The 12,534-nt window shown below is 72.3% G+C and carries 16 protein-coding genes; 3 read left to right on the plus strand and 13 right to left on the minus strand.

Going from position 1 to position 12,534, the window contains the following annotated elements:
* Positions 1 to 48 precede the first annotated feature (48 nt).
* Positions 49 to 1,107 carry an AI-2E family transporter gene (locus AC1RSJ_RS09615; protein ID WP_493118148.1) on the plus strand — a complete coding sequence of 353 codons (1,059 nt, stop codon included), beginning with the start codon at positions 49 to 51 and terminating at the stop codon, positions 1,105 to 1,107.
* 16 nt (positions 1,108 to 1,123) lie between these two features.
* Here the strand turns inward: AC1RSJ_RS09615 and AC1RSJ_RS09620 are convergent, their stop codons facing one another.
* The 12 genes from AC1RSJ_RS09620 to rpsB form a co-directional block, all read right to left on the minus strand.
* Positions 1,124 to 1,420, minus strand: coding sequence for a rhodanese-like domain-containing protein (locus AC1RSJ_RS09620; RefSeq protein WP_493118149.1), 297 nt, complete (start codon positions 1,418 to 1,420; stop codon positions 1,124 to 1,126).
* Positions 1,421 to 1,437: 17 nt separating this feature from the next.
* Positions 1,438 to 2,160 carry an alpha/beta hydrolase gene (locus tag AC1RSJ_RS09625; RefSeq protein WP_493118150.1) on the minus strand — a complete coding sequence of 241 codons (723 nt, stop codon included), beginning with the start codon at positions 2,158 to 2,160 and terminating at the stop codon, positions 1,438 to 1,440.
* Entirely contained in the window at positions 2,157 to 2,456 is a 300-nt protein-coding gene (locus AC1RSJ_RS09630) for an Rv1322 family protein (RefSeq protein ID WP_493118151.1), read from the minus strand. Before AC1RSJ_RS09630 ends, AC1RSJ_RS09625 begins: the two co-directional genes overlap by 4 nt.
* A gap of 20 nt (positions 2,457 to 2,476) precedes the next feature.
* The gene (locus tag AC1RSJ_RS09635) at positions 2,477 to 4,276 is read right to left on the minus strand and encodes a cation:proton antiporter (protein WP_493118152.1); all 1,800 of its coding nucleotides are present in this window, start codon (positions 4,274 to 4,276) and stop codon (positions 2,477 to 2,479) included.
* Positions 4,277 to 4,379: 103 nt separating this feature from the next.
* Positions 4,380 to 5,021 (minus strand): aggregation-promoting factor C-terminal-like domain-containing protein, encoded by a 642-nt coding sequence (locus AC1RSJ_RS09640; RefSeq protein WP_493118153.1) that lies wholly within the window; start codon positions 5,019 to 5,021, stop codon positions 4,380 to 4,382.
* 106 nt (positions 5,022 to 5,127) lie between these two features.
* Positions 5,128 to 5,673, minus strand: a complete 546-nt coding sequence (locus AC1RSJ_RS09645; protein ID WP_493118154.1) for a DivIVA domain-containing protein — start codon at positions 5,671 to 5,673, stop codon at positions 5,128 to 5,130.
* 83 nt (positions 5,674 to 5,756) lie between these two features.
* The gene (locus AC1RSJ_RS09650; RefSeq protein WP_493118155.1) at positions 5,757 to 6,728 is read right to left on the minus strand and encodes a phosphatidate cytidylyltransferase; all 972 of its coding nucleotides are present in this window, start codon (positions 6,726 to 6,728) and stop codon (positions 5,757 to 5,759) included.
* 22 nt (positions 6,729 to 6,750) lie between these two features.
* Entirely contained in the window at positions 6,751 to 7,305 is a 555-nt protein-coding gene (gene frr / locus AC1RSJ_RS09655) for a ribosome recycling factor (protein WP_493118156.1), read from the minus strand.
* A gap of 150 nt (positions 7,306 to 7,455) precedes the next feature.
* The gene (locus AC1RSJ_RS09660; RefSeq protein WP_493118157.1) at positions 7,456 to 7,950 is read right to left on the minus strand and encodes a hypothetical protein; all 495 of its coding nucleotides are present in this window, start codon (positions 7,948 to 7,950) and stop codon (positions 7,456 to 7,458) included.
* A complete protein-coding gene (pyrH, locus tag AC1RSJ_RS09665) occupies positions 7,947 to 8,678 on the minus strand; it encodes a UMP kinase (RefSeq protein ID WP_493118158.1) in 732 nt (243 codons plus the stop codon). Before pyrH ends, AC1RSJ_RS09660 begins: the two co-directional genes overlap by 4 nt.
* Positions 8,679 to 8,793: 115 nt before the next feature.
* Positions 8,794 to 9,621 (minus strand): translation elongation factor Ts, encoded by an 828-nt coding sequence (tsf, locus tag AC1RSJ_RS09670; RefSeq protein ID WP_493118159.1) that lies wholly within the window; start codon positions 9,619 to 9,621, stop codon positions 8,794 to 8,796.
* Positions 9,622 to 9,711: 90 nt separating this feature from the next.
* The gene (gene rpsB / locus AC1RSJ_RS09675; protein WP_493118160.1) at positions 9,712 to 10,740 is read right to left on the minus strand and encodes a 30S ribosomal protein S2; all 1,029 of its coding nucleotides are present in this window, start codon (positions 10,738 to 10,740) and stop codon (positions 9,712 to 9,714) included.
* On the opposite strand from rpsB, the gene AC1RSJ_RS09680 reads away from it, so the two are divergent.
* Both AC1RSJ_RS09680 and AC1RSJ_RS09685 read left to right on the plus strand, forming a co-directional pair.
* Positions 10,739 to 10,867 (plus strand): hypothetical protein, encoded by a 129-nt coding sequence (locus tag AC1RSJ_RS09680; protein WP_493118161.1) that lies wholly within the window; start codon positions 10,739 to 10,741, stop codon positions 10,865 to 10,867. The two genes, rpsB and AC1RSJ_RS09680, sit on opposite strands and share 2 nt — an antisense overlap.
* Before the next feature lie 396 nt (positions 10,868 to 11,263).
* Positions 11,264 to 11,767: a M23 family metallopeptidase gene (locus AC1RSJ_RS09685; RefSeq protein ID WP_493118162.1), complete on the plus strand. Its 504-nt coding sequence runs from the start codon at positions 11,264 to 11,266 to the stop codon at positions 11,765 to 11,767.
* 108 nt (positions 11,768 to 11,875) lie between these two features.
* Here the strand turns inward: AC1RSJ_RS09685 and AC1RSJ_RS09690 are convergent, their stop codons facing one another.
* Positions 11,876 to 12,481 (minus strand): hypothetical protein, encoded by a 606-nt coding sequence (locus AC1RSJ_RS09690; RefSeq protein ID WP_493118163.1) that lies wholly within the window; start codon positions 12,479 to 12,481, stop codon positions 11,876 to 11,878.
* Positions 12,482 to 12,534: the final 53 nt, after the last annotated feature.

The raw sequence follows: 12,534 nt of genomic DNA on the forward strand, positions 1-12,534 counted from the left end.
CGCGCGCGCATCCCTCGCGCGGATCGCCGAGGGAAGCGGAGCCGCCGAGTGAAGATCCAGAACCCGTTCCGCTTCGGACTGCTCGGCGGACTGGGGGTGCTCGTCGCGCTCGTCATCGGGATGGCGGTCGGGTCGCTCACGACGATCCTCACCTACGTCGGCGCGGCGCTGTTCCTCGCTCTCGGCATCGACCCGGCCGTGAGCTTCCTCGAGCGCCGGAAGATCCCCCGCCCGCTCGCGATCCTCATCGTGCTGGTCGTGATCCTCGGCGTGTTCGCCGGGCTCGTGCTCGCCCTGATCCCGGTGATCACCGACCAGGTCAGCGCGCTGATCGACCAGATCCCCTCGATCGTCGACCTGTTCCAGAACAACAGCCTCGAGGACTGGGTCACGACGAACCTGCCGTGGCTCGACTACAACGCCACCCTGACGAGCGCGCAGGACTACCTCACCAAGAACCTCGGCGGCATCACCGGCGCCGCGGTCGGCACGATCACCGCCATCGGCTCGGGCGCCTTCGGCGTGATCATCGTGCTGATCCTCACCCTGTACTTCGTCGCCTCGCTCGGCAGCATCAAGCGCGGCCTGTACCAGCTGGTGCCGGCCACCAAGCGCGAGAAGTTCATCGACATCGCCGAGCAGATCAGCCAGGCCGTCGGACGCTACGTCGTCGGGCAGGTCGCGCTGGGCCTCTGCAACGGCATCCTCAGCTTCATCCTGCTGTCGATCCTGTCGGCGACCCTCGGCGTGAAGTACTACGCGCTGCTCGCCTTCATCGCCTTCCTGTTCTCGCTGATCCCGCTCGTCGGCACCATCACCGGCTCCGTGATCATCACGCTGTCGGCCTGGCTGTTCAGCGGCTTCAGCCTGCCGGTGCTCATCATCTGCGCGATCTACTACGTGATCTACATGCAGATCGAGGCCTACGTGCTGAGCCCGAACATCATGAACCGCGCGGTCAAGGTGCCCGGCGTGCTCGTCGTCGTCGCGGCGCTGGCCGGCGGCACGCTGCTCGGCATCCTCGGCGCGCTCATCGCCATCCCCACCGCGGCCGCGATCCTGCTCATCATCAAGCAGGTCGTCGTGCCACGGCAGAACGCCCTCTAGGAGCGCTCGGACAGCGTCAGCCGCGCGAGACGGGCAGGCCCTCGGCCTGCCACTGCGTGATGCCGCCGTCGACGTTCGTCGCGTCGTAGCCCTGCTGCTCGAGGTACTGGGTGACGCGCGCGCTGCGGGAGCCGGCGTGGCACATGATGTAGAGCGGTCCCTCCGGCAGGGCGTCGAGGTGCTCGGTCAGCCCGCTCATCGGCACCAGGACGGCGCCGTCGACGCGGACCGCGGCGACCTCGTCCGGCTCGCGCACGTCGACCAGGGTCGCGCCCTCGAGCGCGGCGAACTCGGTGGGGGTGATGGTCTTCATTCCGGATTCCTCTCGGTTCACTGGCCGGCGGGCCACTCGACCGGCAGCGGGAGCGCCGCCGGGTTGAGCCGCTCGACGATCTCGCTGAGCACACGATAGGTCTGCTTCTCGCCGACCCAGAGGTGCTTGCCCTCCTCGACGGCCACGACCTCGGCCTCCGGCACGACCGCGAAGCGGGCGGCGGCCTCGGCCGGGCGCAGGTAGTCGTCGAGCTCGGGCACGACGGCGACGAGCCGCCGGCCGCTGCCGTGCCAGGCCGCGAGCTCCTCCTCCGAGGTGCGGTGCAGGGGCGGGGAGAGCAGCAGCGCGCCCTCGACCGGATGCGGCCGACCCCACTTCAGCGCGACCTCGGTGCCGAACGACCAGCCGAGCAGCCACGGACGCGGCAGCGCGCGGGCCGCGACGAGGTCCATCGCGGCGGCCAGGTCGCGGCGCTCCTCGATGCCCTCGCCGAAGACGCCCTCGGAGGTGCCGCGCGGCGAGGTCACGCCCCGGAAGTTGAAGCGCAGCACCGCGAGGTCCGCGAGCGCCGGCAGCCGCGCCGCGGCCTTGCGGATGATGTGCGAGTCCATGAAGCCGCCGTGCGTCGGCAGCGGATGCAGGCAGACGAGCGTCGCGACGGGCGCGGCGGTCTCCGGCAGCGCGAGCTCGCCGACGAGGGTGAGGCCGTCGTCCGTGCGCAGCTCGACGTCCTCGCGGCGGGCGGGGAGGATCGTGGCGCTGCGGATCGGCTCGCTCACGTGCGGACCGCCCAGCAGCGGCCGTGCCAGTGCCGGCGGGAGGCGAGGTCGGCCGCGTCGCCGAGCACGCCGTCGGCGCGCCAGGCCACGAGGTGCGCCGTGCCCTCGACGATCTCCCGGCCGCAGCCCGGACAGGTGTAGACCTTCACCGCGCTGGCCGCCGACTGCGGCTGCACGTTCCAGGCGCCGTCGCGCTTCACCTCGACGCGGAACGTGCCGGCGCGGGCGCGCTCGAGGTCGAGCGGCTCCGGCTCGTCCTCCGGTCCCCGGCGGCGGGGACGGTTCGAGCGCGGCATGGCATCCAGTCTACGAAGGCTCAGTGCTGCTCGCGGCCGCCGGTGTCGAGCTGCTCGAGCCGCGTCTCCTCGAGGTCGAGCAGCACCTGAGCGCGGCGGAGGATGCGCGACGGGTACGCGTTGCGCGACGTCGCCTCGAGCAGCGCCTCCCGCTCGGCGTCGATCACCTCGCGACGCAGCACCCGGTACTGCCGGTGCGGGGCATCCGCGGTGTCGTCCACGGACTCCCCCTGGTCCGCGCGCTCGCGGGCCACCGCGGCCGCCGTCCGGGTGTCGCGGCGGACCCGCTCGACGACCTCCTCGTCGACCGGCTCGCCACCCGCGAGCGACAGCGTCGGCTCCCGGTCGAGGTAGGCGAGCCCGGCCTCCTGCATCTCGTCGAGCAGGTCGGCGAGCTCGTGCCGGTCGGCGACGCGGTCGGACCCGCGGATGCCGGTCCAGCGGATGAGCAGCGGCAGGGTGCTGCCGTGCAGCAGGAGCGTGGCGATCGCGACCGTGAACGCGATGAGCACGAGCATCGGGTAGTAGTCGGTGGAGTCCGGCAGCGATTGCGCGGCCGCGAGCGTGACCACGCCGCGCATCCCGGCCCAGCCGATCACGACGCCGCCGCGCCAGTCGAGTCCCTCGCGCGAGAGCTGCTTCAGGTCGTTGCCCCGCCGCGTGACGGCCTGCTGCCAGCGGCCCACCCGTCGCTCGCGGCGCGCGTCGACGATCGCCGGCGAGCTGCGGTCGACGAACGCGGCGATCCGGTCCACGAGGCCGGCGAGACGCGCCTCCCGACGCGGGATCCGCCGCTCGTTCGCGCGCAGCAGCAGGATGAGCGGCCCGACGAGCAGGTAGCGCACCGCGATGAGCAGGCCGGTGCACAGCAGCCCGAGTTGCACGGCCAGCGTGCTGTCGAGCCCGTCGTCGTGCACGGCGTCGATGATGTGCTTGAGCTGCGCCCCCATGAGCAGGAAGACGCCGTTCTCGAGCAGGAACTGCACCGTGCGCCAGTTCAGCCGCTCCGAGATGCGGAACTGGGCCGGGAACCGCCGCGGCGCCATGTAGCCGGTGTACAGCCCGGCGACGACGACGGAGATGACGCCGGAGGCGCCGAGGTCCTCGGCCGGGATGAAGGCGACGAACGGCACGGCCAGCGAGATCGCGGTGTCGAGCACCGGGTCGGTCAGCCGGCTGCGCACGAGCACCGTGACGACGCCGACCAGGAGCCCGACGATCGCCGCGATCGCCAGGGCGTAGAGGAAGTCGAGCGACGCGCCGCCGACGCTGAACGTGCCGCCGGCGCTGGCGGCGGCGGCCGCGACGGCCGAGCGGAGCAGCACGAGTGCCGTCGCGTCGTTGACCAGGCCCTCCCCCTCGAGGATGTTGAGCACGCGGGGCGGCAGGCCGAGGCGGCGGCCGATGGAGGTCGCGGCGACCACGTCGGTCGGGGAGATGACGGCGCCGACCGCGATCGCGGCGCCGAGGTTGAGGTCGGGCAGGATCACGAACAGCGCGAAGCCGGTCGCGAGCGCGCTGCCCACCACGAGCAGCACCGACAGTGCCGCGATCGGCGCGACATCCCTGCGGAAGTCCACGAACGGCACCTGCACGGCCGCGGAGTAGAGCAGCGGCGGCAGCACCGCCAGCAGGATCCACTCCGGGTCGACGATGATGTCCGGCACGCCCGGCACGTAGCTGATGCCGATGCCGACGAGCACGAGGATCAGCGGCGCGGCGATGCCGAGCTTCCGCGAGAAGGCGGCGGTGGCCACCACGACTACCACGCCGAGGACGCCGAAGATCGCGAGCTCCTCGATGCTGCTCGCCTCCGGCATGCCACCAGGCTATCGGCGGGTGCACGCGGCATCCGACAGTCGAGGGATGCCGCCGACGACGCTCAGGACGCCGGAGTCGGGTTCAGACCCGACCGCTCCGGCTTCAGTACCAGTTGCTGGCTTGGCTCTTCGCCCAGGCGGCGCACGGGGTGCCGTAGCGGCCCGAGATGTAGCCGAGGCCCCAGGTGATCTGCGTAGCCGGGTTGGTCTGCCAGTCCGCGCCGACGCTCGCCATCTTCGAGCCAGGCAGCGCCTGCGGGATGCCGTAGGCGCCCGAGCTCGTGTTGCCGGCGTTCACGCGCCAGTGCGACTCCTTGTTCCAGAGCGCCACGAGGCAGTCGTACTGGTCCTCGCCCCAGCCGCGCTGCAGGACCATGTCGTGCGCGATGGCCTGCGCGGTGCCGGGGTCGGGCGCGCCGGCCGAGGGGGCGGATCCGCCGGACTTGCCGGCCTTCGCGGCGGCGACGGGCGGCGGCGGAGCGGGCTTGGTGAGGCCGTAGCCGTCACGGGCGCCGACGGCGACCGCATCGGCCGTCGACATGTACGTCTGCGCCGCGCGCGGATCGGCGGGCGCGTTCGTCTCGGAGGCGTAGGCGCCCGAGTACGGGTCGACGATCGAGACCAGGATGACGCCCGCGGTGACCAGCGCGGCGAGCATCGGCAGCAGCGCGCGGGACCGCACGGGTCGCAGCACCACGGTCTCCTGCCGCACCGCGGGACGCGGGGCCGGGGTGCGCAGAGCCACGGCGCGGGGCGCGCGGGATCGCCGGTACATGGTCACAGTGCCGTCCAGTGTAACGGACGGGTCACGAGAGGCGACCCCCGTTCGGGGAGCACGGAGACTCGGCCGATCAGCGGACGGCCAGCAGCACGCGGATGACGGTGTCGATGAGGTAGTCGACCTGCGCCTCGCTGTAGCCGCCGCGACGCGGCGTGAAGGCGACGGTGCGCGCATCCTCCGCGGTGAGCGGCGTGCCCCGCTGCAGGAACGACGCGATGCGGTCGGTGAACGCGTCGACCTCCTTCGGGGCGTAGCCGACGGCGAACGGCCCGACACGGCGGAAGCGGTGGCCCAGCGGCCGGACCAGCCGGTCGAGCACCTCCTGCGCCAGCTGGCGGGCCTCGCCGTAGAAGGCGGCATCGCCGGCGTCCTTCCGCTCGCGGTCGCGCTCGCGGTTCGCGAAGGCGTCCTCGAGGCGCTCCAGCGCCGAGTCGACGTGCTCGGACGAGTAGCCGCCCTTGCGCATCGTGAAGGCGGTGCGGCGGATGGCGGTGGAGCTCAGCGCCGCCGCGTCGTCGCCCGTGTAGGCCGTGCGGGCGAGCTCCAGGAACTCGTCGACCTCGTCCTGGTCGTAGCCCAGCTGCGAGCGGCGCACGTGGGGGAAGGTCGAGGGCACCGCGTCATTCTGCCAGACGCGGCCTCCGACACGGCTCAGCGGACGACGGGCGGGCCGTCCACGCCGGAGTCGGACGCTGCCGGTCAGTGCACGACGATGAGGAAGGCGGCGTAGCCGATGGCCGCCGACGGCAGGATGCTGTCGAGGCGGTCGAGGAAGCCGCCGTGGCCAGGCAGCCAGGTGGAGATGTCCTTGATGCCGAGGTCGCGCTTGATGAGCGACTCGACCAGGTCGCCGCCGGTGGCGACGAGCAGCAGCACGAGGCCGAGCGGGATGCCGATCCACCAGTCGATGCGGAGCATCAGCCAGGAGATGAGCACGCCCGCGATCACGGCGGCGGCCGCGGCGCCCGCGAAGCCCTCCCACGTCTTCTTCGGGCTGATACTCGGCGCCATCGGGTGCTTGCCGAAGCTCACGCCCGCCAGCCAGGCGCCGAAGTCCACGGAGACCACGATGATGATCGTGCCGAGCGTCCACCACTCCCCGCCGTCGCGGGCGGTGAGCACGACGTAGAGGCCGCCGAGCAGCGTCACGTAGAGCTGCACGAACGCGCCGGCGACGAGGTCCTTCAGCACGTCGCGCACGCTGCGGCGGTGGTGCTGCCAGACCAGCTCCCCGAGCCGGTAGAGCGAGAGCACTGCGATCGCGGCGATCATCGCGATCCAGAGCCCCTCGATGCCGAGGAAGAACGCGGCCGGCATCACGGCCACTGCGACGACGACGCTCGCCACCCGGGGCACATCCCGCCCTGCGAAGCGCAGCGCGCTGCCCAGCTCGAACGCGGCGAAGCCGACGAGCGCGGCGCCGAACAGGATGAACAGCCACTTGAGGATGATCAGGCTGACGATGAACAGGCCGCCGAGCAGCACGCCGGCTGCGATCGCGAGCACGAGGTTGCGGCCGACGCGGGCCGTGACGGCCTCGTTGGCGGCCTCGAACTGCGTGCGCGCGGCCTTCATCTGCGCCTCGACCTCGGCGACGTTGTGGCGCACCTGCGCCTCGAACTCGGCGCGGCCGTGCCGGCGGTCGCCGGGCGGCGGAGTCTGATTCGTCACGAGGGGACGGGAGCCGGACTGCTCAGACCTCGAGCAGCTCGGCCTCCTTGCGCTTCAGCGCCTCATCGATCGCGTCGATGTTGGCCTTGGTGAGCGTCTCGAGCTCCTTCTCGGCGCGCGCGACCTCGTCGTCGCCGACCTCCGACTTCAGCGCGTCGAGGTCGTCCTTCGACTTGCGGCGGAGGTTGCGGATGACGACCTTCGCGTCCTCGCCCTTCGCGCGCACGATCTTCACGTACTCCTTGCGGCGCTCCTCGGTGAGCTCCGGCATGGTGATGCGGATGATGGTGCCGTCGTTCGACGGGCTGGCGCCGAGGTTCGGGTAGGCCACGATCGCGCGCTCGATGTCCTTCAGCGCCGTCTTGTCGTAGGGCGTGATGATGAGCGTGCGGGCCTCGGGGCTCTGGAGGCTGGCGAGCTGCTGCAGCGGCGTGGGCGTGCCGTAGTACTCGACGTTGATCTTCTCGAAGAGCGCGGGGTTGGCCCGGCCGGTGCGGACGGTCGAGAAGTCGTCCTTCGCCACATCGACCGCCTTGAGCATCCGGTCCTTGGTCTCGGACATCACGTCGCTGATCACGTCAGGCAGCCTTCCTGCTCGGTGCGGAGACCCGCCGTCGGGCCGTCCGCGTGCCGGGCGCGTGCCGCGTCCGGATCCCCCTCAGCCTAGCGGGGGCCGGGAGCGCGGACGCTCCGGCGACGCCCAGGCGGGCGGGAGTGTCGGCGGGACTCAGACGAGGTGCGCGTCGGCGGCCCACCAGATCGCGCCGAGCGCGCCGAGCACCAGCGCGAGGCCGAGCGCGGCAGCGGCGATCGGCCAGGCGCGCCGACGGGACCGCACCAGCAGGATCACCGCGACGACGCCCGCCACCACGACGACGGCCGGCCCGGCGAAGGCGAGCAGGGCACCGGGGTCGGCGGCGACGAGGATCATGAGCACGCCCACCGCCGCCGATCCGCCGGCGACGATCCCGCCGACGACGAGCAGCACCGCGGACGCGATGACGTCGCCGCGCGGCAGCGGACCGCGCGCCGCGCGCTCGGCCTTCGGGTCGTGGTCGGCCGGGAACGGGAACGCGTCGGGGTCGGGCGAGCCCGCGGCCTCGAGCGCCGGCTCCGCGATGGCCGCACCGTCTGCCGGCTGGGCGATGGGGTCGCCGGGGCCGGGGTGCTCGTCGGGGTTGCCGGGGCGCTCGTCGGGGTCGCCGGGGCGCTCGTCGGTCACGCGTGCACGAGGGTGCCGCCGGGCAGCGTGCCCCGCAGCGCGGACGTCACGTTGCCGGCCGGCTCCATGCCGAAGACGCGCATCGGCATCCGGTTGTCCATGCAGAGGCTGAAGGCGGTCGAGTCGACGATCTTGAGCCCCTTCACCAGGGCCTCCTTGTACGTGATGTCGTCGATCTTCGTGGCGGTCGGGTCCTTCTTCGGGTCGGCCGTGTAGATGCCGTCGACGCCGTTCTTGGCGACCAGCACCTCGCGGGCGCCGATCTCGAGCGCGCGCTGCGCCGCGACCGTATCGGTCGAGAAGTACGGCAGGCCGGCGCCGGCGCCGAAGATCACGACGCGGCCCTTCTCCAGGTGCCGCTCCGCGCGCAGCGGGATGTACGGCTCGGCGACCTGCGTCATCGCGATCGCGGACTGCACGCGCACCTGCGCGCCGGCCTGCTCGAGGAAGTCCTGCAGCGCGAGCGCGTTCATGACCGTGCCGAGCATGCCCATGTAGTCCGCACGGCCGCGCTCCATGCCGCGCTGACTCAGCTCCGCGCCGCGGAAGAAGTTGCCGCCGCCGACCACGACCGCGACCTCGACCCGCGCGTCCTCGTCGGGATCGCTGGTCGCCGCGGCGATCTCCTTCGCGATGCTCGAGACGATGTCCGGGTTGACGCCGAGCGAGCCGCCGCCGAACGCCTCTCCGGAGAGCTTCAGCAGTACGCGGCGTCGGCGTTCGGTCATCGCGGGGTCCTTCCGTCGGGGGCTCGGTCCAGGGTAGTCGAGACGCGGAAGGGCCCGGACGCCGAAGCGTCCGGGCCCTTCCGGTGGCATCCGCGCGGGGCGGAGCCGGGTGCGATCAGGCGCCGACCTTGAAGCGGGCGAAGCCCGTCACGGTGATGCCGGCGTCGGCGACGACCTTGCCGACGCTGAGCTTGTTGTCGCGCGCGTAGTCCTGCTCGAGCAGGGCGACCTGCTTGAAGAACGCGCCGACGCGGCCCTCGACGATCTTCGGGAGGGCGGCTTCCGGCTTGCCCTCCTCGCGGCTGATCTGCTCGACGATGCGGCGCTCGTTGGCGACCTCCGCCTCCGGCACGTCCTCGCGCGAGAGGTAGGTCGGGTCGGCGAACGAGACGTGCTGCGCGATGCCGCGGGCGGTCTCCGCATCGTCGCCGGTGTAGGCGACGACCACGCCGATCTGCGGGGGCAGGTCCTTCGACGTGCGGTGCAGGTAGACCTCGAACTTGTCGCCGGCGATGCGGGCGACGCGACGCAGCTCGATCTTCTCGCCGATGGTCGCGGCCTGGTCTTCGATGAGGCTGCCGACGGTGCCGCCCTCGGCCGGCGCGGCGAGCGCCGCATCGACGGTCTCGGCGCCGGAGTCGGCGAGCGCCTGGACGACCTTGTCGGCCAGGGCGATGAACTTGTCGTTCTTCGCGACGAAGTCGGTCTCGCAGGCGAGCTCGATCAGCGTGACGGCGGTCGCGCTCTCGACGACGGCGATGAGGCCCTCGCTCGTGGAGCGGTCGGCGCGCTTCGCGTTGCCCTTCGCGCCCTTGAGCCGCAGGATCTCGACGGCCTTCTCGATGTCGCCGTCGGCCTCGACCAGCGCGTTCTTGGTGTCCACCATGCCGGTGCCGAGGCGCTCGCGCAGGGTCTTGACGTCTTCCAGGCTGAAGTTGGCCATGGATCTACTCCTTAGGGGGTGGAGATGAACAGCGGGTGCCGCGGGGTGCGCGGCACCCGCTGAAGGTGTTGTGGTCGGGGAGCCCCGGGACTACTTCGCGGCGGCCTTCTTGACCGGCTTCTTCTCGTCCTCGGTGGCCTCGGACTCGATGCGGGCCTCGGCGGCCTCCTCCGACTCCGGAGCGTGCTCGACGACGAGGTCGGCGTCGGCGTTCTCCTCGGCGGCGGCGACCACGGCATCCGCGTCGTTCTCCTCGGTCGGCACCTCGGCGGCGACGACCTCGGCGACGGCCTCAGCGGCGTCGGCACCCTGGTCGACGGCCTCGATGCGCTCGGCGGTCGACTTCGGGGTCTCGCTCGCCTCGAGGAGCTCGCGCTCCCACTCGGCGAGCGGCTCGACGGCGGACACGTTGCCCGAGGCCTCCGGCGACTGGTGGCGCTGGACGAGGCCCTCGGCCGCGGCGTCGGCGATGATGCGGGTGAGCAGGCTCACCGAGCGGATCGCGTCGTCGTTGCCCGGGATCGGGTACTGCAGCTCGTCCGGGTCGGCGTTGGTGTCGAGGATGCCGATCACCGGGATGCCGAGCTTCGTGGCCTCGTCGATGGCGAGGTGCTCGCGCTTCGAGTCGACGACCCAGATGGCGCTCGGGGTCTTCGTGAGGTTGCGGATTCCGCCGAGCGTCTTGTGCAGCTTGTCGAGCTCGCGGCGCTTGATGAGGAGCTCCTTCTTGGTGAAGCCCTTCGTCGTGTCGTCGAAGTCGATCTCCTCGAGCTCCTTCATGCGCGCGAGGCGCTTGGAGACGGTGGAGAAGTTGGTGAGCAGACCGCCGAGCCAGCGCTGGTTCACGTACGGCTGGCCGACGCGGGTCGCCTGCTCGGAGATGGACTCCTGCGCCTGCTTCTTCGTGCCGACGAACAGGACGGTGCCGCCGTGGGCGACGGTCTCCTTGACGAAGTCGTAGGCCTTGTCGATGTAGCCGAGCGACTTCTGCAGGTCGATGATGTGGATGCCCGAGCGCTCGGTGAGGATGAAGCGCTTCACCTTCGGGTTCCAGCGGCGGGTCTGGTGTCCGAAGTGGACGCCGCTGTCGAGCAGCTGGCGGATGGTGACGACGGCCATGGCCGTTCTCCTTCTCTGGCGTCTCGGCGCGCACGCGGAGCCGCTGTTCTCAGTTGTGTCCGTGCCGGTCGGCCTGGACCCTGGCACCCTGGCGCGCATCCGCTCCCCCGCCGACGTCGACCAGTGACCTGGTCTGGATCGTGCGGGGAAGACCGACGGATGGCCGCCGCGCCCGCGGGACACCGCCGCCGATCGGGCCGGAGCCCGCGCCGGGAGGCGAGTCGTCCACGGCCGCTGAAGGGCACGCGAAGTCACCCCGGTCGCCCGGAGTGCGGGTCCAGTGTAGCAGGGGCGGGAGGTGCGGGCTTGTGGGTGCGGTGCGGAGCGGGGTCGGGGGCTCGTGGGGCGTGCCGGCGGGTCGGCTCGCGGCGGGTGCTCGGGTTGCGCTCGTGGCGGGTGCCTATCGGTGCGCTCGCGGCGGGGCGGCCGCATCCCCTCCTCCACAACCCGTCCATGCCATCAGGTTCTGCACCGATCCCGACCGCCAGCGCCGCTCGGACCTCCGGTGGCCGACCCTGGATCCGTGACGACGACCCGCCTTCCGCATCCCGTCCCGGTGCGCGCCCGGGCGATCGTCCGTCTCGCTGCGATGGCAGCGGGTGCGGGGCTGTGGCTCTGGCCGGTCGCGGCCCCGCATCCGGTCGTCGGCCCGTACGTCGCGCCGCCGACGCCCTACTCGGCCGGTCATCGCGGCATCGATATCGCCGCACCCGCGGGCACGAGGATCCGCGCCCCGGCGGACGGGGTCGTGCACTTCGCCGGCGTGGTCGTCGACCGGCCGCTGCTCTCGATCGACCAGGGCGGCGGTGTCCTCACCAGCTTCGAGCCTGTCGACCCCCTCGTGGCCGCCGGCGACCCGGTGCGCCGCGGCGACGTCATCGGCACGCTGCGTCCGGGTCACTGTGCCGACACCTGCCTGCATCTCGGCGTGCGGGTCGACGGCGAGTACGTCTCGCCGCTGCGGTATCTCGGCGGGGTGCCGCGGGCAGTCCTGCTGCCGATGAGCGGCCGGAGCGGGAGCGGATGATCGACCGTGTCGGCAGGTGCGAGCCGCCGAGCGGCTCGCACGGGAGCGGTCATCCGACCGACCGCGTCGAGTCCGGATCGGTCACGCGGTCGTGGGCGCTGAGTCGGACTACGACGCCGGTGTCGTCGGCCGCGCGGTCGTGTCCTCGCCGGCGGCGACCGCCGCACGCAGCCGCTCGAGCGCGCCGTCGCCGAGCAGCGGGAGCGGCACGGGCCGCCACCGTCCGCTGCTGCGGAGCCGGAGCAGCCCGAGCCCGTGGTCGGCGCGCACGTCGGAGATCGCCGCGTACGCGATCTCGTCGCGTCCGAACGGCGAGAGCAGGCGCAGCCCGCGCCGCTCGAAGCCGAGCTCGAATCGGGCACCCGTCGGGATCATCGTGCGGAGCCGGCGGATGCTCGACAGCGCCGCGACGGGCAGCACGAGCGCGAAGAGGAGGGCGACGACGAGGCCGATGGTCACGAGGGCGACGCTTCCGGACAGCGCGCCGAGGCCGGCCAGGATCAGGAACAGCCCGACGACCACGACGAACGGCACCGCGACGGCGGGCCGGGCGAGGTTCCAGCGGAGCGTGCCGAACCCCAGCGTCCGCGGATAGCCGGCATCGGAGCGCCACTCGCGCGTGTCCGGCGCCGCCCACGCGCCTGCGTCCGCCGAGTGCGGTGCGGCGGCTCCCGTCGGGCTCGACGGGACGGGGGCGCGGGCGTCGTCGCTCATGCGCGCCATGCTAGGCGTCGCCGCCGGGGGTTCCCACTGGCCCCGATCCGCGC

The organism is Schumannella sp. GW821-FHT10F01, from assembly GCF_058809295.1.

Coding starts and splice junctions, on each gene's coding strand:
- AC1RSJ_RS09620 (WP_493118149.1), bottom strand. CDS start 1,420: ATGAAGACCATCACCCCCACCGAGTTCGCCGCGCTCGAGGGCGCGACC.
- AC1RSJ_RS09630 (WP_493118151.1), bottom strand. CDS start 2,456: ATGCCGCGCTCGAACCGTCCCCGCCGCCGGGGACCGGAGGACGAGCCG.
- AC1RSJ_RS09635 (WP_493118152.1), bottom strand. CDS start 4,276: ATGCCGGAGGCGAGCAGCATCGAGGAGCTCGCGATCTTCGGCGTCCTC.
- pyrH (WP_493118158.1), bottom strand. CDS start 8,678: ATGACCGAACGCCGACGCCGCGTACTGCTGAAGCTCTCCGGAGAGGCG.
- tsf (WP_493118159.1), bottom strand. CDS start 9,621: ATGGCCAACTTCAGCCTGGAAGACGTCAAGACCCTGCGCGAGCGCCTC.
- AC1RSJ_RS09680 (WP_493118161.1), top strand. CDS start 10,739: ATGGCCGTTCTCCTTCTCTGGCGTCTCGGCGCGCACGCGGAGCCGCTG.
- rpsB (WP_493118160.1), bottom strand. CDS start 10,740: ATGGCCGTCGTCACCATCCGCCAGCTGCTCGACAGCGGCGTCCACTTC.
- AC1RSJ_RS09690 (WP_493118163.1), bottom strand. CDS start 12,481: ATGAGCGACGACGCCCGCGCCCCCGTCCCGTCGAGCCCGACGGGAGCC.